Here is a 21344-nt window from a genome sequence, read left to right on the forward strand (position 1 = left end):
GGCGGGACGTACGTCGTTCCCGGTGGCCCGGGTCCCATGGCAGGGCGCCAAACATGCAGTCCCTGCTTACGAAGCACAGAGAATTGAGGACTGTCCTGGTGGTCAAGAATACCGAAGTCAAACTGAGCGCCGTCGCCGGAGACGTGAAGAAGTCCCCCTCCGATGCCCTCGTCGTGGGCGTCGGACAGGGCACCGACGGCCCCGTCCTGCTGGAGAACCCGTTGACCGCCAAGGCCGCCGAGGCCCTCGCCGACTCACTGGCCGCCCTCGGCGTCACCGGTGCCGCCGACCAGGCACACCGCCTGCCCGGCCTGCCCGAGGCCGGAGCCCCGGTCCTGGTCCTCGCCGGCGTCGGCAAGGTCACGCCCGGCACCGCCCTGGGCGAGGAGGCCCTGCGCCGCGCCGCCGGCTCGGCCATCCGGCAGCTGGCCGGCCTGGGCACCGTGACCCTGGCCCTGCCCGCCCCGGACGCCGCCGCCGTCGCCGCGATCGCCGAGGGTGCGGCCATGGGTGCCTACGCCTACACCGAACACCGCTCCTCCAAGGACGGGCTCAAGGAGCCGGTCCGCAACGTGCGCATCCTCACCGACCTGGCCGCCACCAAGGGCCTCCTGCAGCCGGCCCTGGACCGCGCCGCGCTGATCGGCAAGGCCGTCAACGCCACCCGCACCCTGGTCAACCAGCCGCCGAGCCACCTCTACCCGGAGACCTTCGCCGAGGCCGCCAAGGACCTGGCCAAGGGCCTGCCGGTCAAGGTGACCGTCTGGGACGAGAAGCGCCTCGAAAAGGACGGCTTCGGCGGCATCCTGGGTGTCGGCAAGGGCTCCACCCGCCAGCCGCGCCTGGTCAAGGTCGAGTACGCGCCGGCCAAGGCCACCGCCAAGGTTGCCCTGGTGGGCAAGGGCATCACGTTCGACACCGGCGGCATCTCGCTCAAGCCGCACCTGGGCATGGGTGAGATGAAGTCGGACATGGCGGGCGCCGCCGTCGTCCTTAACACCGTCCTGGCCCTGGCCGAGATGGGCCTGCCGGTCAAGGCCACCGCCTGGCTCTGCATCGCCGAGAACATGCCCTCCGGTGCGGCCCAGCGCCCCGCCGACGTGCTCACCATCTTCGGCGGCAAGACCGTCGAGGTGCTGAACACCGACGCCGAGGGCCGCCTGGTCATGGCTGACGGCATCGTCGCGGCCAGCGAGGAGCACCCGGACGTCATCATCGACGTCGCTACCCTCACCGGCGCGCAGCTGATCGCCCTGGGCAACCGCACCGCCGGCGTCATGGGCTCCGAGTCCGTCACGGGCGCCCTGAAAGCCGCCGCGGACCGCGCCGGCGAGCTGGTCTGGCCGATGCCGCTGCCGGAGGAACTGCGCCCCAGCCTGGACTCCCAGGTGGCGGACATCGCCAACATCGGCGAACGCCACGGCGGCATGATGACCGCCGCCGTGTTCCTGAAGGAATTCGTCGGCAAGGGCAAGGACGGGGAGCAGATCCCCTGGGCCCACATCGACATCGCCGGCCCGTCCTTCAACAACGGCAGCCCCTACGGCTACAACCACAAGCAGGGCACCGGCTGCACCGTCCGCACCCTGGTGGCCTACGTCGAGGACGTCCTCGCCGCCAAGTAAGCCCTCTTCCGCGGGCCTGTGGCCGGGGCTGATACCCCGGCCACAGGCCCGCGTGAGACTGGACACAAGCGCTCCACAAACGCCACGGCAAGGTGGAGCATGGATTAGTGGTTCGCTAAGGTGAACCGTAGTTTCAAAGCATTCAGCTTCATGGAAGCAATTCCACACGAAAGGGAAGCCGTCTGCTGGCATAATCACGGCAGACAGATTCCAAGACCAGATGATGCGTACTCTCGCGTCATCGTTCACGCGAGGGAGCGTTTTAGTGGCCGATCAGGCAACTGCGCAAGAATTCGACATCCTGGTACTCGGCGGCGGCAGCGGCGGCTACGCCACCGCCCTCCGCGCCGTCCAGCTCGGCCTCACCGTCGGCCTCATCGAAAAGGGCAAGCTCGGCGGCACCTGCCTGCACAACGGCTGCATCCCCACCAAGGCCCTGCTGCACTCCGCCGAACTGGCCGACCACGCCCGTGACTCCGCCAAGTACGGCGTCAACGTGAGCCTGGACAGCATCGACATCTCCACGGTCAACTCGTACAAGGACGGCATCATCGCCGGCAAGTACAAGGGCCTCCAGGGTCTGATCAAGTCCAAGAAGGCCATCACGGTCATCGAGGGTGAAGGCAAGCTCCAGGGCACCGACACCGTCGTGGTCAACGGCACCGCGTACAAGGGCAAGAACATCGTCCTGGCCACCGGCTCCTACTCCCGCACCCTGCCGGGCCTCGAGATCGGCGGCAAGGTCATCACCTCGGACGAGGCGCTGACCATGGACTTCATCCCGAAGAGCGCCATCATCCTCGGCGGCGGCGTCATCGGCGTCGAGTTCGCCTCGGTCTGGAAGTCCTTCGGCGTGGACGTCACCATCATCGAGGGCCTGCCCTCCCTCGTCCCGAACGAGGACGCCACGATCGTCAAGAACTTCGAGCGCGCCTTCAAGAAGCGCGGCATCAGGTTCTCCACCGGCACCTTCTTCCAGGGCGTCGAGCAGAACAACGACGGCGTCAAGGTCACCCTGGTGGACGGCAAGACCTTCGAAGCCGACCTCATGCTCGTGGCCGTCGGCCGCGGCCCGGTCACCGCCAACCTCGGCTACGAAGAGGCCGGCCTGACCATCGACCGCGGCTTCGTGATCACCAACGAGCGCCTGCACACCGGCGTCGGCAACATCTACGCCGTCGGCGACATCGTCCCCGGCGTCCAGCTGGCCCACCGCGGTTACCAGCAGGGCATCTTCGTCGCCGAGGAAATCGCCGGCCTCAAGCCGGTCGTCGTCGAAGACGTAAACATCCCCAAGGTCACCTACTCCGAGCCGGAGATCGCGACCGTCGGTTACACCGAGAAGGCTGCCAAGGCCAAGTTCGGCGATGACCAGATCGAGACCCAGGAATACAACCTGGCCGGCAACGGCAAAAGCTCCATCCTGGGCACCTCCGGCCTGGTCAAGCTGGTCCGCCAGAAGGACGGCCCCGTCGTCGGCGTCCACATGATCGGCTCCCGCATGGGCGAGCAGATCGGCGAGGCCCAGCTGATCGTGAACTGGGAAGCCTACCCGGAGGACGTGGCCCAGCTGGTGCACGCCCACCCGACCCAGAACGAGGCCCTGGGCGAGGCTCACCTGGCCCTCGCCGGCAAGCCGCTGCACGGCTAACAGCCCCCACCGCAGCACCGCAAGACCACCGCGCTTAGTGCACCCGGCCCGAAAAACCGGGTGCACTAAGCTCGAACCAGGCAGCAATCATCCGCACTAAAGATCAATAAGGAGAACGGGGACGACATGTCTGAATCCGTTAACTTGCCCGCCCTCGGTGAGAGCGTCACCGAAGGAACCGTCACCCGCTGGCTCAAGCAGGTAGGTGACCGGGTAGAGGTGGACGAGCCCCTGCTCGAAGTCTCCACCGACAAAGTAGACACCGAGATCCCCTCTCCGATCGCCGGCGTGATCGAGGAAATCCTCGTGGCCGAAGACGAGACCGCCGAGGTCGGCGCCCCGCTGGTGCGCATCGGCGACGGCTCCGGCTCCGCTGACGCCGCCCCGGCCGCTCCCGCGGAAGCCGCCCCGGCCGAGGAAGCCCCCGCCGAGACCCCGTCCGGTACCGAGGCTCCGGCCCCTGAAGACGAGACCCCGGCCGCTGCCGAGGCCCCGGCCGCCGCCCCCGCCGGCGAAGGCCACGAGGTCACCCTCCCGGCCCTGGGCGAGAGCGTCACGGAAGGCACCGTCACCCGCTGGCTCAAGAGCGTCGGCGACTCGGTCGAGGTCGACGAGCCGCTGCTCGAGGTCTCCACCGACAAGGTCGACACCGAGATCCCCTCCCCCGTTGCCGGCACACTGCAGGAAATCCGCGTCGCCGAGGACGAGACCGCCGAGGTCGGCTCCGTCCTGGCCGTCATCGGCTCCGGCGCCGCCGCCCCGGCCCCCGCTCCGGCCCCCGAGGCCCCGAAACAGGAGGCTCCCAAGCAGGAAGCCGCCCCGGCTCCGGCCGCTGCCCCGGCTCCCGAGGCACCGAAGCAGGAAGCTCCGAAGCAGGAAGCCCCGAAGGCTCCCGCCCCGGCCGCAGCCCCGGCTCCCGCCGCCCCCGCCAAGCAGGAGGCGCCCGCCGCCTCCTCGAGCGAATCCGGCTACGTCACTCCCCTGGTCCGCAAGCTGGCCAACCAGCACGGCGTCGAGATCTCCTCGCTGACCGGCACCGGCGTCGGCGGCCGCATCCGCAAACAGGACGTCCTGGCCGCCGCCGAGGCGAAGGCCGCTCCGGCCGCCGCCGCCCCGGCTGCCGCGAAGACCCCGTCCGCGGCGCCCACCGCCGAGGCTTCCTCGCTGCGCGGCACCGTCCAGAAGGCCCCGCGCATCCGCCAGGTCATCGCCCGCCGCATGCGCGAATCCCTGGACGTCTCCACCCAGCTGACCCAGGTGCACGAGGTCGACATGACCAAGGTCGCCAAGCTGCGTGCCCGCGCTAAGAACTCGTTCCAGGCGCAGAACGGCTCCAAGCTGACCTTCCTGCCCTTCATCGCCAAGGCCGTCGCCGAGGCCCTGAAGCAGCACCCGAAGCTGAACGCGTCCTACGACGAGGACAAGCAGGAGATCACCTATCACAATGCCGAGCACCTGGCGATCGCGGTGGACACCGACAAGGGCCTGCTGGTTCCGGTCATCTCCGACGCCGGCAACCTGAACCTCGCCGGCCTCTCCGGCAAGATCGCCGACGTCGCCGACCGCACCCGCAACGGCAAGATCGGCCCGGATGAGCTCTCCGGTGGAACCTTCAGCATCACCAACATCGGTTCCGTGGGCGCCCTCTTCGACACCCCGATCATCAACCAGCCTCAGGTCGCCATCCTGGGCACCGGTGCGATCGTCAAGCGCGCCGTGGTGGTCTCGGACGAGAACGGCGACGACTCGATCGCGATCCGCTCGATGATGTACCTCTCGCTGACCTACGACCACCGCCTGGTGGACGGCGCGGATGCGGGACGCTTCCTGCAGACGCTGAAGGCACGCCTCGAGGAAGGCGCCTTCGAGGCCGACCTGGGCCTCTAGCGGCAGGCGGTCCCCGGTTCCGGGGGCCACACAGCACCAGACGTCGACGGCGGTGCGGGCCACGGTGGGAAACCACCGGCGGACCGCGCCGCCGTCGCCGTCTTACTACGGACCGTAGAATTCTCTGGTTAGACTGAAGCCATGAAAATTTTGTTCGACATCCTGGTCTTCCTCCACATCATCGGCGCCACCATGATCGTCGGCATCTGGATCGGCCAGATGAAGAAGCCCACCGTCCACCCGCGCCAGTTCGACGGCGCCGTGCTGCAGCTGATCACGGGCATCGCCATGATGGGCCTGATCCCGGCCCTGGACATGGACGTCAACTACGCCAAGCTGGGCATCAAGTTCGTCGTGGCGCTCGTCGTCGCGGTACTGGCCTTCATCGGCCGCCGCCGGTACAAGAAGGACGAGCCCGTCGGCAAGGGCCTCGCCCACGCTGTCGGCGGCCTGGCGCTGCTGAACATCGCCATCGCCACCATCTGGCAGTAGTCCCGCGCTTCGACGGCGGCGGCGCACCCACCCGGGTGCGCCGCCGCCATCGTTAACCCTAGGATGGAGAGCGGCAGGGTCCGGACGCCGGACTCCTGGATCAACGACGCTGAGGAGTGGATATGGCAACGACACGCACCGCACACACTGTATGGAACGGCGACCTGATGACCGGGGCAGGGAACACCAGCCTGGACAGCTCCGGGCTCGGCACCTTCGATGTCACCTGGAAGGCCCGCGCCGAGTCCGCCGAAGGCAAGACCAGCCCCGAGGAACTGATCGCCGCCGCGCATTCCGCCTGCTTCTCGATGGCCTTCAGCCACGCCCTCGCGCAGGCCGGCCACACCCCGGACGAGGTCAACACCAAGGCCGATGTCACGTTCGAGCCGGGCACCGGCATCACCGGCAGCCACCTCACCCTGAACGCCAAGGTCCCGGGTCTCTCCCAGGAGGACTTCCAGCGCATCGCCGAGGAAGCCAAGACCGGCTGCCCCGTCTCCGCCGCGCTGACCGGGATCACCATCACCCTCGACGCCACCCTGGCCGCGTAGCCTGAAGCGCCGACATAAAGGCCCCCGCCCTCCGGTTTCCCGGTGGGCGGGGGCCTTTGCCGTGCGCGCGGGCTGCCGGCCGCTGCAGGCTGCCGGCCGCGGCGGGAAAGTCCCGGCCGGCGCCAGCCCTGCGGCGCTAGCCCTGCCGGCGGGGCGGCAGCGGGGCCGGGCGGACGTTGCGGTAGCCCTCGCGCAGCGGCGGCCGGTCCGTGGGCAGCTCCTGGATCATTTCCTTGAGCGCACCGATGCCGTATTCGAGCTGCGGGTCGCTGCCGGCGGCGTACGCGTGCGGCGGGAACGTCACCTCGATGTCCGGGTCGACGCCGTAGTTCTCAACGCCCCAGCCGACTCCCCCGGCGAACCAGTTGGCGTACCGCGGCTGGGTGACGCCGGTGCCGTCCGCCAGCGAGAACCGGTTGTCGATCCCGACGACGCCGCCCCAGGTCCGGGTGCCGATGACCGGGCCGATGCCGCGGAGCTTGGAGACCTGGGTGATGATGTCGCCGTCGGACCCGGCGAACTCGTCGGCGAGGATGATCACCGGCCCGCGCGGTGCGTGGTGCGGGTAGGTCCGGGGGCGTTCCCCGCGGGGCATGCTCCAGCCGGTGACCTTGCGGCCGATCAGCTCCGCCACGAGCTGGGAGGTGTGGCCGCCACGGTTGCGCCGGACGTCCACGATCAGGCCGTCCAGGGCGGTCTCGGTGTCCAGGTCACGGTGCAGCTGCGCCCAGCCGTTGGCCATCATGTCCGGGATGTGCAGGTAGCCGAAGGTCCCCTGCGATGCCTCGCGGACCGTGCGCCGGTTGCCGGCGACCCATTCCTGGTAGCGCAGCCGCTCCTCATCCTTCACGGGGACGACGGCGACGCGGCGCTGCTCCCCGGCGCGTTCGCCGTGGCGGGGGCCGTTGCGCAGCGTCAGTTCGACGGCGCGTCCGGCGGCGCCGGCCAGCTGCATCGAGGGCGAGAGTTCCGGGCTGAGTTCGATCCCGTCGATGGCCAGCAGGACGTCACCCTGGCGCGCGTCGACGCCGGGCCGGGTCAGCGGCGAGGTGGCCAGCGGATCGGAGGACTCCCCTGCGAGGATCCGGGTGATCTCCCATCCGTCGGCGGTGGCGGTGAAGTCGGCGCCGAGCCGGCCCTGTCCGTTGCTGCCGTTCTCGGTGACGAGCGCGGGCCGGACGTAGGCGTGGGAGGTGCCGAGTTCGCCGTTCATCTCCCAGAGCAGGTCCACGAGGTCGTCGTGGGAGCCGAGGCGGTCCACGATCGGGCGGTACCGGGCGTGGACGGAGTTCCAGTCCTGGCCGGCCATGTCCTCGGTCCAGAAGAAGTCGCGCTGCAGCCGCCAGGACTCGTCGAAGGCCTGGCCCCAGACGCTGACCGGGTCCAGGCGCACCCGGATCCGGTTCAGGTCCACCTTGACCAGCTGGCCGGACTCCTCGTCGGCCTTGGTGCGGGCCGGGCTGACGCGGACCTGCTTGTCCTGGATCAGGACCACCTTCTCGCCGTCGCCTGTGAGCCGGTAGCTGTCGAGGGCCTCGACGATGGTGGTACAGCGGCGCTTGGCCAGGTCGAAGCGGACCAGGCTGGGGGCCGCGTTCTTGTCCTCGAGGCTGGCGCGGCCGTCGCCGGTCACGCCGGCCAGTTCGTGGTCCAGCCAGAGCAGGGCTCCGGCGGCGGCGCTGAGGTGGGAGTAGTTGCCCTGCGGCACAGGGACGCTGATGACGCGGTGCGCCAGGCCCTCCGGGTCGACGGTGACCGCGGGGACGGTGTCCGCACTGTCGGCGTCGGAGTCCTTGGCATCCGGGCGGCCTGTCGTGCCCGAGGCGTCCGTGGCGCCGCCGGCGGCCACGGCCTCGGCCAGGGCGACGCTGGGGCCGAACGGGGACGGCGTCTCCGCGGCGAGGGCCACCAGGTACGGCTTGATCGGGCTGGGGAAGGACAGGTCGAAGGAGTGCCCGTCGTAGACCGGGTCGAAGCTGCGGTTGGAGAGGAAGGCCAGGAACTTGCCGTCCGGGGTGAAGACCGGGGAGTCGTCCCGGAAGCGGCCGTCGGTGACGTCGATGATCGCCTGGGCGCTGTCTTTTCCTGCACCGTTCTTTTCGGCGGAGCCCGGCACCGGCGCGAGGCGCAGCCGGGTGCGGGCGCCGAAGGAGGTGACCGGTTCGGCCCAGCCCAGCCAGGCGGAGTCCGGGGACCAGGTGAAGCCCTCGATGGTGCCCTCGCCGATGCTGGTGAGCAGGGTCAGCTCGCCGGTGCGGGTATCCGCGAGGTAGATGTCGCCGAAGGAGGTTCCGACGGCCAGCCAGTTGCCGTCCGGGCTTGCTTCCAGGGCGCTGGGGCGGCTGGGGCGGGGGAAATCGATGCGGGTGGTGCCGGCGGACGAACCCGTCCGGGCCTCGGCGGCGGTTTCGGCCCCGGCGGTGCCGCCGGCCGCGTCCGCGGTGGCGGCGTTGGCGTCGTCGGCCTGTGGGGCTGCCGCGTGGACCTGGCCCGCCGCAACCTCGGACCCGACACGGGTGAGCGCGGCGGCCGAGACGGGGCGGGGCAGCGCCGGGGAGGCGTCCTCGTCGGAGTGGTTCGGGGTGGCGGGGGCGGCGGCCGGTGCCGTGGCTCCGCGGCTGCCGGCGCTGCTTCCCGCGCTGCTTCCTGACAGCGGCGCGGCGATCGGGCGCAGGTAAAGCGCCTCGACCCCGTCGTGGTCCGCGATGTAGGCGATCTTTCCCTCGCCGAAGGGGCGGGGCAGCCGCGCCCGGACCCCCGGGGTGGCCTCAAGGATGCGTGAGGGGCCGTCCTTATGCCGCAGCCAGTGCAGCGTGCCGTGGGACCCGACGGCGCTGGAGTCGCCGGTGCGGTCCGGGATGACCTCGCCGAGGTGGCGGGCGACCTTCAGCGGCGTGGAGCGGCGGCCCTGCGCGGCGGAGCCGAGGGTGATGTTCAGTTTGACGGCGTCCGCGTCGAGGCTGCTGAGGAGCCAGAGCTCGCCGGCGGACTCGAAGATGACCCGCTCGCCGTCGGTGGCGGCGTGCCGGACGTAGAAGTCCTCGTGGTCGGTGTGGCGGCGCAGGTCCGAACCGTCCGGGAGCACCGAGTAGAGGTTGCCGTAGCCCTCGTGGTCGGAGAGGAACGCGATGCGGCCGCCGACCCAGAGCGGGTCGGTGAGGTTGCCGTCGAGGTCCGGGACCAGGCGTTCAAATTCGCCGTTGCCGTCGGCGTCGATCCAGAGCTTGCCGGCTGTGCCGCCCCGGTAGCGCTTCCACCAGGCGGGTTCGCGGGAGAGGACGCTGGCGAGCACGAGGGGACGCTCGTCGCCAACGACGGTGCCGTAGGCCAGGGACTCGACCGGACCGTACGGGAGTTCCTCGGCGGAGCCGCCCTCCAGGGGCAGGCTGTAGGCGTGGGTAAGGCGGCTGTCGCCCTGGCGGAAGGCGCTGGTGACGACGACGTTGCCCTCGGGCGTGAAGCCCTTGACCCGGGTGGAGCTATGGCCGAAGTAGCTCAGCTGGCGGTAGCCGCCGCCGTCGACGTCGGCCGTCACCACCTCGGGCGCCGTTCCCTGCACCACGGTCCACACCAGGCGCCGGCCGTCGGGGCTGAACCGCGGGTTGCGGGCCGGCAACTGCAGCGAGGAAACACGCCAAGCGCGGCCGCCCTCGAGCGGGGCCACCCAGACGTCGTCCTCGGCCACGAAGGTGACCAGATCGCCGTGCAGGTGCGGGAAACGGAGGTAACTCGAAGAGGTCATCGTTCGATCATAGTCAACGGCGCGCCGCACCCCGGGGAGGTTTCCCTGCCGCGCCGGGCATGGTGAGATGAACCATGAGAATCCTTGTCGCCGGCGCCTCCGGGCTGATCGGAACTGCCCTCACCACCCGGCTGCGCACCAGCGGCCACGACGTCGTCAGCCTGGTCCGGCGGTCCGCCGCGACGGCCGCGGAAATCGAGTGGGACCCCTCCAGCGGCCGGCTGGAGGACTCCGCACTCCGCGGCGTGGACGCCGTCGTCAATCTCTCCGGAGCCGGCATCGGCGACCGTCCGTGGACCAGCCGCCGGGTCGCCGAGCTGAAGTCCTCCCGGCTGGAGCCCACCACCACACTGGTGGCCGCGATGCGGCGCTCCGCCACACCGCCGCCGGTCTTCCTCAGCCAGTCAGCCTCCGGTTTCTACGGCGACGCCGGATCGGCCGTCCTGCGCGAGGACTCCCCCGCCGGCCACGGCGTCCTCGCCGACATCTGCACCGAGTGGGAGGCCGCCGCCCACCAGGCGCCGGCCGGGGTGCGGGTGGTCACGCCGCGCACCGGCGTGGTGCTCAGCCGCAAGGGCGGCGCCCTGGGCAAGCTCCTCCCGTTGCTGCGCGCCGGCCTGGGCGGCCCGCTGGGCAACGGCCGGCAGTACTGGCCGTGGGTCACGCTGCCCGACGTTGCCGGGGCCTTCGAGTTCCTGCTGACCGCCCCGTTGGAGGGCCCGGTCAACCTCTGCGCCCCCGAGGCCTCCGACGTGTCCGGGTTGATCCGGTCGCTGGCCGATGCCCTGCACCGTCCCGCCCTGCTGCCGGCACCGGCGCCGGTGTTGCGGCTGGCGCTGGGCCGGCTGGCGAACGAACTGTTGCTGGCGAGCCAGCGGATGGAGCCGGCCGAGCTGGCAGCCGCCGGATTCGAATGGCAGCATCCCACCGTGCGCGAGGCGGCCGCCTGGGTGGCCGCGGGACAGTAGCTCGGCCGCGGGATAGCGCCGCGGTTCTCTCCGGACATCGACTCCGCGCGGGCGTGCTTAGACGGCCGGCAGGATTTCGCGGATCCGCCACCTCCCGTCGACGGCGGTCATCACCAGAATCAGCCGCTGGTCTCCGGCTGCTGCCGCCTCCGCCACGAGCGCACCGTCCCGGTCCAGCTCCCGATAGGCCGGAGTCGCGACCGTGACCGCCAGCTGGACCCGGGCGCCGTCGTCCGGGAGGGCACCTGCCCCGCCCGTCCACGTGCTGCCAAGGGGCCGGGACCGCACCTCCAGCAGCCGCTGCTCGAACCCGTCGAGGACGTGACCGTCCGCGGCGAGCCGGGCGGCAACCCCGGCGTCGGCCGCCGCGGCGGGTGACCCTGGCTCCGTGACCCGCGCCAGCAGGGCTTGGTTTCCGGTCCGCAGTGCCAGGCCGCGCAGCCGGGCCAGGCCCTGCACCGCCTCCTCGGGCCGGGCGGCGGAGAGCTGGGGGACCAGATCGGCCGGGATGCCATCCCGGTTCCCGTCGGGTGCTGCGTCTGCGGTGGCAGCCGCGGGAGCCGTCGCCTGTACCGCCTGCCGCAGGGTTGAATCCGGGTCGCCCAGCGCCGGCAGGAACACCAGTACCGCCGCGGCGGCCATCGCCACGAGTGCCATGAGGATGGCCCGGCGAAGTGAGGCCCGCCGGGCCACGGCCCGGTGCCGGGTCCGCCCCATCTGCCGCCGTGACTTACCCGCGGGGACAGCGGGGCTCCGCCGCAACCGCACCTCCGCCCGCCGCGTCAGCTCCCCGGGGACACCGGTACCGACCCGCGGCGGGTCAATACGGGTTCCTGTCCCGAGCCGCGCAGGTTCATCACGGCCTCCTGGTCTGTGCTGTGCCCCATCCCCACGACCACGTCGTCCGAGCCGCACCCGCGCGGCGGCGGTCCCGCGCAGCAGCGCCAGGACCACGGCGGAACGCCGGGCCGCCCGCCGTTCCCGGGGCGTGGCCGGGCCGGAACGACGCGTCAGGAGCTCCGGGAGAACCGTGGGGTGGGCCGAGACGGTCAGGTCCACCGGGGCCGCCGTCGCCGAGCGGTACACGGCCGCCGCGAAGTCGGACGCGGAGGGGCGAAGCCGGCGGTCGAGCCGCAGGCCCGACTCCAGGGCAGCGGTCAGGGCGGCCGGAACGCCCGGCACCAGCAACGGCAGCGGGGCACGCTGCGGCTCCGGCGGTGGCGGGGTACCGGTGAGGCAATACCAGCCGAGCGCCGCGACGGAGTAGACATCGGCCTCCGGCTGCAGCCCGGCACGGAAGGGATCCACAGGGGTGGGGTCCTGGAAGCCGCCGGTCCCGGCCGGGTGCGCATCGGCGGCGTCGGCGATCATCCGCCCGACGCCCAGGTCCGAGAGCAGCGGCTTCCCGTGCGCCGTGAAGAGCACGTTCCCGGGTGAGACGTCCCCGTGGGTGAAGCCCCTGCCGTGCAGGTAGCTCAACGCCTGCGCCACCGGGGTGAGGATGGTGACGGTCTCCCCCGCCCCCAGGCTGCCCCGCGCCGCGATCAGCTCCGCGAGCGAGCCGCCCGGCGCGTAGTCGAGCACCAGCGCCAGCCCGGTCCCGCCGTCGTCGCCCGCCCGGAAGCGCACCACGTCCCGCACCCCCACCAGGTGGGCGTGCTCCACCACCGAGAGGATGCGCACCTCCCGGCGGACGGCCTCCTCCGTCTCGGGACCAGGCTCCGTCACACCGCCGACCCCGGACGGGCCACGGTCGAAACACTTGAGCGCTACGCTCGCGCAGGAGGCCTGCTCCGTGGCGAGCCAGACGACGGCGGAGCTGCCGCGGCCCAGCATCCGGCCCACCCGGTAACCCTCGACGTCGGGGCGCCCGGGCTCCCCGTGAATAGTGCGCGCAGATTCGTCCATAGCCCATGAATACGCGCTTTTCCGCGACGCCGCAGAAGTTATCCACAGGCGTGAGAGTTTGACCACAGAATCGGTTGGGGCACGGGGCGAGGTCTAAGCTGGATTCCATGACTCTTGAGTTCCAACAGCTGGGTCTTGCCCCGGACTTCATCGACTACACCCGCGGCTGGGAGATCCAGCGCGAACTCCACGCGAAGGTCCTCGCCGGCACGGCGCCCAGCACCGTCCTGCTGCTTGAACACGCTGCCGTGTACACCGCAGGCAAGCGCACCGAAGACCACGAACGTCCCTTCGACGGCACCCCGGTGGTGCCCGTGGACCGCGGCGGCAAGCTCACCTGGCACGGCCCGGGCCAGCTGGTGGGCTACCCGATCATCAAGCTGAAGAACCCCGCCGGCATCCGCGATTACGTCGAGCGCCTGGAGTCCGTGATGATCGCCGTTCTGGCCGACTACGGCATCGATGCCGTCCGAATCGAGGGACGCGCGGGCGTCTGGATCGACGCGGACGAGAAGGGACCCGCCCGCAAGATCGCGGCGATCGGCATCCGCGTCCACGAGGGCGTCACCATGCACGGCTTTGCGATCAACTGCAACAACGACCTGGCCCCGTACGGCCAGATCATCGCCTGCGGCATCACCGACGCCGGCGTCACGACGATCGCGCAGGAAACCGGCCGGGACGTCGCCCCGGCAGACCTCGTGTCGCGGATCATCGAAGAACTGCGCAAGAATGAAGAAGCCCTCGTCGCTACCCATGAAGGAGCCCTGCTGTGACCCTGGCACCAGAAGGACGCAAGCTGCTGCGTATTGAGCAGCGCAACGCGGCCACCCCGGTGGAACGCAAGCCGGAATGGATCAAGGCCAAGGTCCAGATGGGCCCGGAGTTCGTCCAGCTCAAGAACCTCGTGAAGAAGGAAGGCCTCCACACCGTCTGTGAAGAGGCCGGCTGCCCCAACATCTTCGAGTGCTGGGAAGACAAGGAAGCCACCTTCCTGATCGGCGGCTCCGAGTGCACCCGGCGCTGTGACTTCTGCCAGATCGACACCGGCAAGCCCTCCCCCGTGGACATGTTCGAGCCCACCAAGGTGGCCCGCTCGGTCCAGTCAATGCAGCTGCGCTACGCCACCGTCACCGGCGTGGCCCGCGACGACCTCGCCGACGAGGGTGTCTGGCTCTATGCCGAGACGGTCCGCAAGATCCACGAGCTGAACCCCGGCACCGGCGTCGAGCTCCTGATCCCGGACTTCTCCGGCAAGCCCGAGCACATCGCGGCGATCTGTGACTCCAAGCCCGAGGTCTTCGCCCACAACGTCGAGACCGTCCCCCGGATCTTCAAGCGGATTCGCCCGGCCTTCCGCTACGAGCGCTCCCTCGACGTCATCACCCAGGGCCGCAACCTGGGCATGGTCACCAAGTCCAATTTGATCCTGGGCATGGGCGAAACCCGCGAGGAAATCTCAGAGGCGCTCCGCGACCTGCACGAGGCCGGCTGCGACCTGATCACCATTACCCAGTACCTGCGCCCGTCCGAGCGCCACCTCCCGGTGGACCGCTGGGTCAAGCCGCAGGAGTTCGTGGAACTGCAGCAGGAAGCGGACGAGATCGGCTTCCTCGGCGTCATGTCCGGCCCGCTGGTCCGCTCCTCCTACCGCGCCGGCCGCCTCTGGGCCACCGCGATGCGCAAGAAGGGCTGGGAAATCCCGGCCGAACTCGCGCACATCGAGAGCTCCGGAAGCACCCGCCAGGAAGCCAGCTCGCTGCTCGCGGCACACTCCTGAACCACCCGCACCGCACTGCCAGCCAGGGCCGGCGCCGGAGAGATCCGGCGTCCGGCCCTGAGCCGTGCATCACGTAGAATTAAGGCATTATGGCGAATTCCTCCGACTCCAGCACGTCCACCTCTTCAGCCGAAGCGCCGAAGCGTGGCCTTTTTTCCCGTAAGACCAAGGAAGCCAAGGTCAAGAAGCCGAGCCGGCTGAAGCAGATCAAGGACGTCTTCCAGATGACCCGGCGCCACGACCCGATGGTGACGTGGCTGATCCTGCTGGCGTTCCTCGGCACCGTCGCGGTTGCCCTGCTGGTCGGTTTCCTGCTGGAGAACTGGATCACGGGCCTGATCATCGGCATCGTGCTCGGTGTCCTCGCCGCCACCCTGGTGTTGTCCCGCCGCGCCGAGCGCGCCGCCTTCGCCCAGATCGAGAACCAGCCCGGCGCCTCCGGCGCGGCGCTGGGAACGCTCCGCCGCGGCTGGATCACCGAAGACCAGCCCGTGGCCGTCAACCCCCGCACCCAGGACGCCGTCTTCCGCGCCATCGGCCGGCCCGGCGTCGTGCTGGTCAGCGAGGGCCCCAGCCACCGCGTCAAGCCGCTGATCGACGGCGAACGCAAGCGCCTGGCCCGCATCCTGCCGAACGTGACCATCCACGTGATCGAAAGCGGCCGCGGCGAGGGCCAGACCCCCATCAGCCAGGTCGCCCGCAAGATGGGCAAGATGAAGAACGAGCTCACCAAAACCGAGGTCAGCACCGTCTCCAAGCGCATCTCCTCGCTCGGCAACCGCCTGCCGATCCCCAAGGGCATCGACCCATACAAGGCGCGCCCGGACCGCAAGGCAGCACGCGGCCGCTAAGCACCGCAGCCCACCGGACGCCCCGGTCCAGGCCATTGGCCAGGAACCGGGGCGTCCTGCGTTTAAGTGCTGGTTCGCGGCCGGTGGGGGCTGGCGCTGATGGCGGTTCGGGGGTTCGGCCCGCCGGTAGGGTGCGGGATCGCGGATTGGAAACGACGAGCCCGGGCGGAACGGACGAGTGGGAGCCATGCGGCACGACAGCGAGGACGACGACGGCGGTCCAGCGGTGTACCGCCGCCCGGCCGGGCTAGCGGCGGATCAGGATGGTGTTGACGGCCTTGTCGTGCAGGCCGCGGTGGTCCGGGTCGAAGATGACGGCGGGGATCACCAGGCAGAGCAGGAGCGCACGGACCGCACCGGCAAGCGGTCCGGCCGGCCCGCTGCCGAGCCGGACGACGTGGATGTTCACCACCCGGTGGCCGATGCTGTAGCCCAGGGTTCCCACCAGCAGGGCCTGCTCCACCGCGAACACGGCGAGGGTGGCCCAGGAATTGCCGGCGAAGGCGAAGTTGCTGATCAGCAAGGCGATGCCCCAGTCGATGCAGATGGCGACGATTCGGCGGCCGGCCCGGGCCATCGAACCGGGGCCGGATTCGGGCAGGCCCAGCCGCTCCCCCGGGTACTTGGAGATGCCGGAGGTATCCGGTCCGCTGAGCCAGGAGCCAAGGTCTTTACGATCTACCACCTGCCAAGTTTACCGGCCACCGGCAGGCCGTCGGAGCATTCACAGTGTGGACTTAAACGGCTCAAATCGCGGACATGGATAGGCCACAGTGTGGACACCGGCTAGCTTTAGAGGGTCAGCGCGGTTTGTAACCTGCGCGAAACAAAGCTGACACCGCGGGGAAACTCCCAATCCCTAGGGTGGTAACAGTTGTTAGCGGGATCCTGAGCGGGGACGGCAGTGCGCTGTCCCCGGCGTCGGACTGCGCTGGCCCGTACGGCCCCTGGGGCCCGACCTTTCATATGCGTAAGGAGCATAGATGTTCAAGACTGCGGACGAAGTCCTCAAGTTCATCAAGGACGAAGACATCAAATTCGTCGATATCCGCTTCACCGACCTCCCCGGCGTGCAGCAGCACTTCAACGTCCCGGCAAAGAGCGTCGACGCGGACTTCTTCGTCAACGGCCAGCTCTTCGACGGTTCGTCGATCCGCGGCTTCCAGGGCATCGCCGAGTCGGACATGCAGCTCATCCCGGACGTCACGACGGCGTTCGTGGACACCTTCCGCATCGAGAAGACCCTCGCTCTGAACTTCTCCATCGTCAACCCCCGCACCGGTGACCCGTACCACCGCGACCCGCGCGGCGTAGCCGAGAAGGCCGAGGCCTACCTGGCCTCCACCGGCATCGCCGACACCGCGTTCTTCGCCCCCGAGGCCGAGTTCTTCGTCTTCGACAACGTCCAGTACCAGTCCTCCCCGCAGGGCAGCTTCTACAAGATCGACTCCGAGGAAGCCCACTGGAACACCGGCCGCGAGGAAGAGGGCGGCAACCTGGGCTACAAGACCCCCGTCAAGGGCGGTTACTTCCCGGTCTCCCCCACCGACAAGCAGGCCGACCTGCGCGACGCCATGTGCGTCGCCCTGGACGAGGCCGGCCTCGAGGTCGAGCGCAGCCACCACGAGGTTGGCTCCGCCGGCCAGGCCGAGATCAACTACAAGTTCACCACCCTGACCCACGCAGCCGATGACCTGCAGAAGTTCAAGTACGTCATCAAGAACACCGCCGACGCCTGGGGCAAGTCCGTCACCTTCATGCCGAAGCCGGTCTTCGGTGACAACGGCTCGGGCATGCACTGCCACCAGTCGCTGTGGAACGGCGGCGAGCCGCTGTTCTACGACGAGAAGGGCTACGCCGGCCTGTCCGACACCGCCCGCTGGTACATCGGCGGACTGCTCAAGCACGCCTCCGCCGTCCTTGCCTTCACCAACCCGACGGTGAACTCCTACCGCCGCCTGGTCAAGGGCTTTGAGGCCCCGGTCAACATGGTCTACTCGCAGGGCAACCGCTCCGCCGGTATCCGTATCCCGATCACGGGTTCCAACCCGAAGGCCAAGCGCATCGAGTTCCGCGCTCCGGACCCCTCCTCCAACCCGTACCTGGCGTTCGCCGCACAGCTGATGGCCGGCATCGACGGCATCCGCAACCGGATCGAACCGCCGGCTCCGATCGACAAGGACCTCTACGAGCTCCCCGCCGAGGAGGCCAAGGACATCCCCAAAGCACCGGGCACCCTCGAGGAGGCCCTGGAGGCACTGGCCGAAGACAACGAGTTCCTGCAGGCCGGCGGCGTGTTCACCCAGGACCTGATCGACACCTGGATCGAGTACAAGTACGAGAACGAGATCCGTCCGCTCTCGCTGCGCCCGAACCCGTACGAATTCGAGCTCTACTACGGCGTCTAGTCCCTGACATAAGACGCAGGTAGGAACAGGAACGGCCCCCGCCTTGTGGCGGGGGCCGTTCCTTTTTTAAGGCTTCCTCGTTAAGGCGTCCTCGTGAATGCGCAGTTATTCGCCGGTGGCGCCGTCGAGTTGTTCGCGCAGCAGATCCGCGTGGCCGTTGTGGCGGGCGTACTCCTCGATCATGTGCACCAGCACCCAGCGGAGCGAGACGTCGCCCCGGCGGTGGTGCTTGCCGGTGACCTCCAGGTCCGGCGCGGCGGCGACGAAGGCGTCAGCGAAGTCCACGGCAGCGCGCCAGGCCGCCCAGGCCTCGCCAACGGCCTCGGCGGTGGGTTCCACGCCGTTGAAGTCGTAGTCCGGGTCCTCGTCCGACTCGAACGGGGCCGGGGCACTCCCGCCGGCCAGCATCCCCCGGAACCAATGATGCTCGACATTGGCCAGGTGCCGCACCAGGCCCAGAAGCGAGAGGGTGGAGGGCGGCACCGCGGCCCGGGCCAGGTCGGCCGGGGCCAGGCCGGCACACTTGAGCTCCAGTGTCTGGCGGTGCCAGGTGAGGAAGCCGGTGAGGGTGGTGCGCTCATCGGCGGTGGGGCCCGGTTCGGGACGGGGATCGGTGACGGGGTTGGCAGTCATGGCCGCCAGTCTAAGGCGAAGCCGTCAGAATGCGCGGTACATGATCCGCTGCGGCCCGGCGTTCCCCCCGAGATACTGCCCCCAGTCCTCGAAACCGGCCCTGCGGTACGCCGCCTGCCCGGCAGGATTCGCCTCGTTGACCGAGAGGACGACGCCGCGCTGGGTCCCGCCGAGCGCGGCGGTGAGCCGGGCGGCCTCCCGGACCGCCCCCAGGGCCGCGGCGGTGCCGTAGCCGCGGCCCTGGGCGCGCCGGTCGATGGCGAAACCGCGCAGCAGCCAGGCCGAATCGTCGTCGGCCCAGCCGGCGGAGCGGGCGGCGCCGGACTGCAGGGTCGCGGCGCCCACCGCGGCGCCGTCGACGTCCAGCACGTACGGGTGCCGCGACTCCTCGGCCAGGCCCATCAGGGCCATCCGCAGCGGCTCGCCGACGAACCGGTCCTGGCCGGCGCCGAGTTCGACGCCGGCCAGCTCCCCGAGCTTGACGGCGCGGGCGTCGTCGTCGAGGTCCTTCAAAGGAATCAGCCACACATGCGGGGCAGCCGGGAGTCGTGCCACGGTCCTAGAGCACCTTGGAGAGGAAGTCCCGGGTGCGCTGCTGCTGCGGGCTGCCGAAGAGGGCCTCGGGCCCACCCTGCTCGCAGATGACGCCGTCGGCCATGAACAGCACCCGGTCCGCCACCTCGCGGGCGAAGCCCATCTCGTGGGTGACCAGGACCATGGTCATGCCCTCCGCGGCGAGGTCCTTGATGACCTGCAGCACCTCGCCGACCATTTCCGGGTCCAGCGCGGAGGTGGCCTCGTCGAAGAGCATGATGTCCGGATTCATCGCCAGGGCCCGGGCGATCGCCACACGCTGCTTCTGGCCGCCGGACAGCGACGCCGGACGGGCGTCGGCCTTCTCGGCGAGCCCGACCCGCTCCAGCAGCTTCAGGCCGTTGGCGCGGGCCTCGTCCTTGGTCTGCTTCTTAGATTCAACGGGTGCCAGCATGATGTTCTCGATCACGGACATGTGCGGGAACAGGTTGAAGTGCTGGAAGACCATGCCGATGTGCCGGCGGACCTCGTTGATGTCCACCTTCGGGTCGGTGACGTCGAAGCCGTCCACGGTGACGTGGCCGGCGGTGATGTCCTCGAGCTTGTTCAGGCAGCGCAGGAACGTGGACTTGCCGGAGCCGGAGGGGCCGATCACGCAGACCACCTCGCCCTCGGCCACCTCGGCGTTGATGCCTTTGAGGACCTCATTGCTGCCGAAGGACTTCTTCAGTTCCCGGACCGAGATCTTGCTGGCGGGGGTAGCTGCCGTGGTCATTTGTTGAACCTCTTATCCGCGAAGTTGGCCAGCCTGGTCAGGAGCATGATGACGACGAAGTAGAGCACCGCCACGATCAGCAGGGTTTCGGTGATCCGGAAGTTGCCGGCGTAGATCTGCTGGCCCTGGTAGAGCAGTTCGGCGAAGCCGATAGCCAGCAGCAGGGAGCTGTCCTTGAGCATGATGATCAGCTGGTTGATCAGCGACGGGGTCATGATCTTGAAGGCCTGCGGGACCACCACCTTCTGCATGGACTTTGCGTAGCCCAGGCCCAGGCTCCGGCTGGCTTCCAACTGGCCGGGCTCCACGGACTGGATGGAGCCGCGGACGATCTCGGTGATGTACGCCGCCGAGTTCAGGCTCAGGGTCAGGACGGCGGCGACCCAGATGTCGATGGGCTGTCCGGTGAGCTGCGGGATGCCGAAGTAGAAGAAGAACGCCCAGACCAGCAGCGGGGTGCCGCGGAAGATGTTGACGAACGTGGTGGCGATGCCGCGCAGGATGACCGAGGTGGAGATCTTGAAGAAGCCCATGAACAGGCCGATCAGCATGGCCAGGACGAAGGAGATCGCCGTGACCAGGACGGTGTTGCCGAGGCCCTTCATCAGCGCCGGGAAGCTGTTCGCGAGCAGGTCCCAGAAGCTGGAGGAGGTGGCCTGGGTGGGGTCTTTGAGGTACTTGTCGAGGATCTTCTGGTACTCGCCGCTGGACTTCAGGTCGGCGAGGCCGGTGTTGAAGGCCTTGAGCAGTTCCGGGTTGCGGCCCTTGTTGACGGCGAAGCCGTAGGAGCCGCCCTTTTCCTTCTCGGTGACGGACTTCAGCCCGTTGTTCTGGCTGATGCCGTAGGCCAGCACCGGGTAGTCGTCGAAGACGGCGACGGCGTTGCCGGACTTGACGAGTTCGTACATGGTGGCGGACTGGTCCAGGGACTTGACCGTGAAGCCGTACTTGCCGGCGATCGACTTGGCGAAGGTCTCGCCCTCGCTGCCGGTCTTGGCGGTGACGGTCTTGCCCCTGAGGTCCTCGTAGCCCTTGATATCGGTGTTGTTCTTGGCCACCGCCATCTGGACGCCGGATTCGAAGTAGGGGTCCGAGAAGTCGTAGATCTGCTTGCGCGGCTCCGTGATGGACATGCCGGCGATCACGCCGTCCACCTGGTTGGAGGAGAGCGCCTGCAGCGCGGCGTTGAAGCCGAGGGACTTGATCTCGACCGAGAAGCCCTGGTTCTTGGCGATCGTCCGGATGATGTCCATGTCGATGCCGGTGAGGTCGCCGCCGGCGTCGCGGAACTCGAACGGGGCGAACGTGGTGTCCGTCCCGATGACGTAGGTCTTCCCGGCAACGCTCGACGGCGCGGTTCCCGGCTGTGCGGCGACAGTAGCCGCGGGGGCGGCCGCGGAGGCGCCCTGGGCGTGCGCCGCGGCCGCGCCGGGGGCCCCGAGGATCAGTGCGGCGAACGCGAGCAACGCCCCGAGGAGGGTGGCCGTCCGCGGCCGGGAGGACCCGGCCTGCTGGAGTCTGGGCAAGGTAGAACAACCC

At 69.4% G+C, this 21344-nt stretch carries 17 protein-coding genes; 10 read left to right on the forward strand and 7 right to left on the reverse strand.

All coding sequences use genetic code 11. The annotated features are described in order from the left end of the window. Window positions 1-98 precede the first annotated feature (98 nt). The 5 genes from ACFUCU_RS12745 (at window position 99) to ACFUCU_RS12765 (ending at window position 6206) form a co-directional block, all read left to right on the forward strand. The gene (locus ACFUCU_RS12745; RefSeq protein WP_377972976.1) at window positions 99-1625 is read left to right on the forward strand and encodes a leucyl aminopeptidase; all 1527 of its coding nucleotides are present in this window, start codon (window positions 99-101) and stop codon (window positions 1623-1625) included. Window positions 1626-1890: 265 nt separating this feature from the next. Then, window positions 1891-3276: a dihydrolipoyl dehydrogenase gene (gene lpdA / locus ACFUCU_RS12750; RefSeq protein ID WP_377972977.1), complete on the forward strand. Its 1386-nt coding sequence runs from the start codon at window positions 1891-1893 to the stop codon at window positions 3274-3276. Window positions 3277-3402: 126 nt separating this feature from the next. Beyond that, a complete protein-coding gene (sucB, locus tag ACFUCU_RS12755; RefSeq protein WP_377972978.1) occupies window positions 3403-5163 on the forward strand; it encodes a 2-oxoglutarate dehydrogenase, E2 component, dihydrolipoamide succinyltransferase in 1761 nt (586 codons plus the stop codon). A 141-nt stretch (window positions 5164-5304) separates the two neighbouring features. Beyond that, window positions 5305-5655, forward strand: coding sequence for a hypothetical protein (locus ACFUCU_RS12760; RefSeq protein WP_364137791.1), 351 nt, complete (start codon window positions 5305-5307; stop codon window positions 5653-5655). 122 nt (window positions 5656-5777) lie between these two features. Further along, a complete protein-coding gene (locus ACFUCU_RS12765) occupies window positions 5778-6206 on the forward strand; it encodes an OsmC family protein (protein ID WP_290258150.1) in 429 nt (142 codons plus the stop codon). Between the two features lie 136 nt (window positions 6207-6342). Here the strand turns inward: ACFUCU_RS12765 and ACFUCU_RS12770 are convergent, their stop codons facing one another. Beyond that, window positions 6343-9948 (reverse strand): S41 family peptidase, encoded by a 3606-nt coding sequence (locus tag ACFUCU_RS12770; protein ID WP_377972979.1) that lies wholly within the window; start codon window positions 9946-9948, stop codon window positions 6343-6345. Window positions 9949-10022: 74 nt separating this feature from the next. Between ACFUCU_RS12770 and ACFUCU_RS12775 the strand changes: the two genes are divergently transcribed. Continuing rightward, window positions 10023-10916, forward strand: a complete 894-nt coding sequence (locus ACFUCU_RS12775; RefSeq protein ID WP_377972980.1) for a TIGR01777 family oxidoreductase — start codon at window positions 10023-10025, stop codon at window positions 10914-10916. Window positions 10917-10973: 57 nt separating this feature from the next. Here the strand turns inward: ACFUCU_RS12775 and ACFUCU_RS12780 are convergent, their stop codons facing one another. Beyond that, a complete protein-coding gene (locus ACFUCU_RS12780) occupies window positions 10974-12824 on the reverse strand; it encodes a serine/threonine-protein kinase (RefSeq protein ID WP_377972981.1) in 1851 nt (616 codons plus the stop codon). 107 nt (window positions 12825-12931) lie between these two features. Here ACFUCU_RS12780 and lipB point away from each other — a divergent pair, with 107 nt between their 5' ends. From lipB to ACFUCU_RS12795, 3 genes are all read left to right on the forward strand, one after another. Continuing rightward, window positions 12932-13600 (forward strand): lipoyl(octanoyl) transferase LipB, encoded by a 669-nt coding sequence (lipB, locus tag ACFUCU_RS12785; protein ID WP_364137801.1) that lies wholly within the window; start codon window positions 12932-12934, stop codon window positions 13598-13600. Beyond that, the gene (gene lipA, locus ACFUCU_RS12790) at window positions 13597-14604 is read left to right on the forward strand and encodes a lipoyl synthase (protein WP_377972982.1); all 1008 of its coding nucleotides are present in this window, start codon (window positions 13597-13599) and stop codon (window positions 14602-14604) included. Before lipB ends, lipA begins: the two co-directional genes overlap by 4 nt. Before the next feature lie 89 nt (window positions 14605-14693). Beyond that, window positions 14694-15455, forward strand: a complete 762-nt coding sequence (locus tag ACFUCU_RS12795; protein ID WP_290258156.1) for a DUF4191 domain-containing protein — start codon at window positions 14694-14696, stop codon at window positions 15453-15455. A gap of 247 nt (window positions 15456-15702) precedes the next feature. Here the strand turns inward: ACFUCU_RS12795 and ACFUCU_RS12800 are convergent, their stop codons facing one another. After that, the gene (locus ACFUCU_RS12800) at window positions 15703-16140 is read right to left on the reverse strand and encodes an RDD family protein (protein WP_377972983.1); all 438 of its coding nucleotides are present in this window, start codon (window positions 16138-16140) and stop codon (window positions 15703-15705) included. A 298-nt stretch (window positions 16141-16438) separates the two neighbouring features. Between ACFUCU_RS12800 and glnA the strand changes: the two genes are divergently transcribed. Further along, on the forward strand, window positions 16439-17863 hold the full coding sequence (gene glnA / locus ACFUCU_RS12805; RefSeq protein WP_290258158.1) for a type I glutamate--ammonia ligase: 1425 nt from the start codon (window positions 16439-16441) through the stop codon (window positions 17861-17863). Between the two features lie 105 nt (window positions 17864-17968). Here glnA and ACFUCU_RS12810 read toward each other — a convergent pair whose 3' ends face one another. Genes ACFUCU_RS12810 through ACFUCU_RS12825 form a run of 4 tightly spaced genes read right to left on the reverse strand, consistent with a single transcriptional unit; the run spans window position 17969 to window position 21331 of the window. Next, the gene (locus ACFUCU_RS12810) at window positions 17969-18496 is read right to left on the reverse strand and encodes a DinB family protein (protein ID WP_377972984.1); all 528 of its coding nucleotides are present in this window, start codon (window positions 18494-18496) and stop codon (window positions 17969-17971) included. A 24-nt stretch (window positions 18497-18520) separates the two neighbouring features. Further along, a complete protein-coding gene (locus ACFUCU_RS12815) occupies window positions 18521-19051 on the reverse strand; it encodes a GNAT family N-acetyltransferase (RefSeq protein ID WP_377972985.1) in 531 nt (176 codons plus the stop codon). A 4-nt stretch (window positions 19052-19055) separates the two neighbouring features. Continuing rightward, window positions 19056-19805: an amino acid ABC transporter ATP-binding protein gene (locus ACFUCU_RS12820; protein ID WP_377972986.1), complete on the reverse strand. Its 750-nt coding sequence runs from the start codon at window positions 19803-19805 to the stop codon at window positions 19056-19058. Then, window positions 19802-21331, reverse strand: a complete 1530-nt coding sequence (locus tag ACFUCU_RS12825; RefSeq protein ID WP_377972987.1) for an amino acid ABC transporter substrate-binding protein/permease — start codon at window positions 21329-21331, stop codon at window positions 19802-19804. Before ACFUCU_RS12825 ends, ACFUCU_RS12820 begins: the two co-directional genes overlap by 4 nt. Window positions 21332-21344 lie beyond the last annotated feature (13 nt).

Source organism: Arthrobacter sp. NPDC057259 (assembly GCF_042668995.1).
GTDB lineage: Bacteria > Actinomycetota > Actinomycetes > Actinomycetales > Micrococcaceae > Arthrobacter.

Excerpts from the sequence above, each read along its gene's own strand:
- ACFUCU_RS12760 (WP_364137791.1), top strand. The coding sequence starts at position 5,305 with ATGAAAATTTTGTTCGACATCCTGGTCTTCCTCCACATCATCGGCGCC.
- glnA (WP_290258158.1), top strand. The coding sequence starts at position 16,439 with ATGTTCAAGACTGCGGACGAAGTCCTCAAGTTCATCAAGGACGAAGAC.
- ACFUCU_RS12795 (WP_290258156.1), top strand. The coding sequence starts at position 14,694 with ATGGCGAATTCCTCCGACTCCAGCACGTCCACCTCTTCAGCCGAAGCG.
- ACFUCU_RS12820 (WP_377972986.1), bottom strand. The coding sequence starts at position 19,805 with ATGACCACGGCAGCTACCCCCGCCAGCAAGATCTCGGTCCGGGAACTG.
- ACFUCU_RS12770 (WP_377972979.1), bottom strand. The coding sequence starts at position 9,948 with ATGACCTCTTCGAGTTACCTCCGTTTCCCGCACCTGCACGGCGATCTG.
- ACFUCU_RS12775 (WP_377972980.1), top strand. The coding sequence starts at position 10,023 with ATGAGAATCCTTGTCGCCGGCGCCTCCGGGCTGATCGGAACTGCCCTC.
- ACFUCU_RS12780 (WP_377972981.1), bottom strand. The coding sequence starts at position 12,824 with ATGGACGAATCTGCGCGCACTATTCACGGGGAGCCCGGGCGCCCCGAC.
- ACFUCU_RS12765 (WP_290258150.1), top strand. The coding sequence starts at position 5,778 with ATGGCAACGACACGCACCGCACACACTGTATGGAACGGCGACCTGATG.
- lipB (WP_364137801.1), top strand. The coding sequence starts at position 12,932 with ATGACTCTTGAGTTCCAACAGCTGGGTCTTGCCCCGGACTTCATCGAC.
- ACFUCU_RS12810 (WP_377972984.1), bottom strand. The coding sequence starts at position 18,496 with ATGACTGCCAACCCCGTCACCGATCCCCGTCCCGAACCGGGCCCCACC.
- sucB (WP_377972978.1), top strand. The coding sequence starts at position 3,403 with ATGTCTGAATCCGTTAACTTGCCCGCCCTCGGTGAGAGCGTCACCGAA.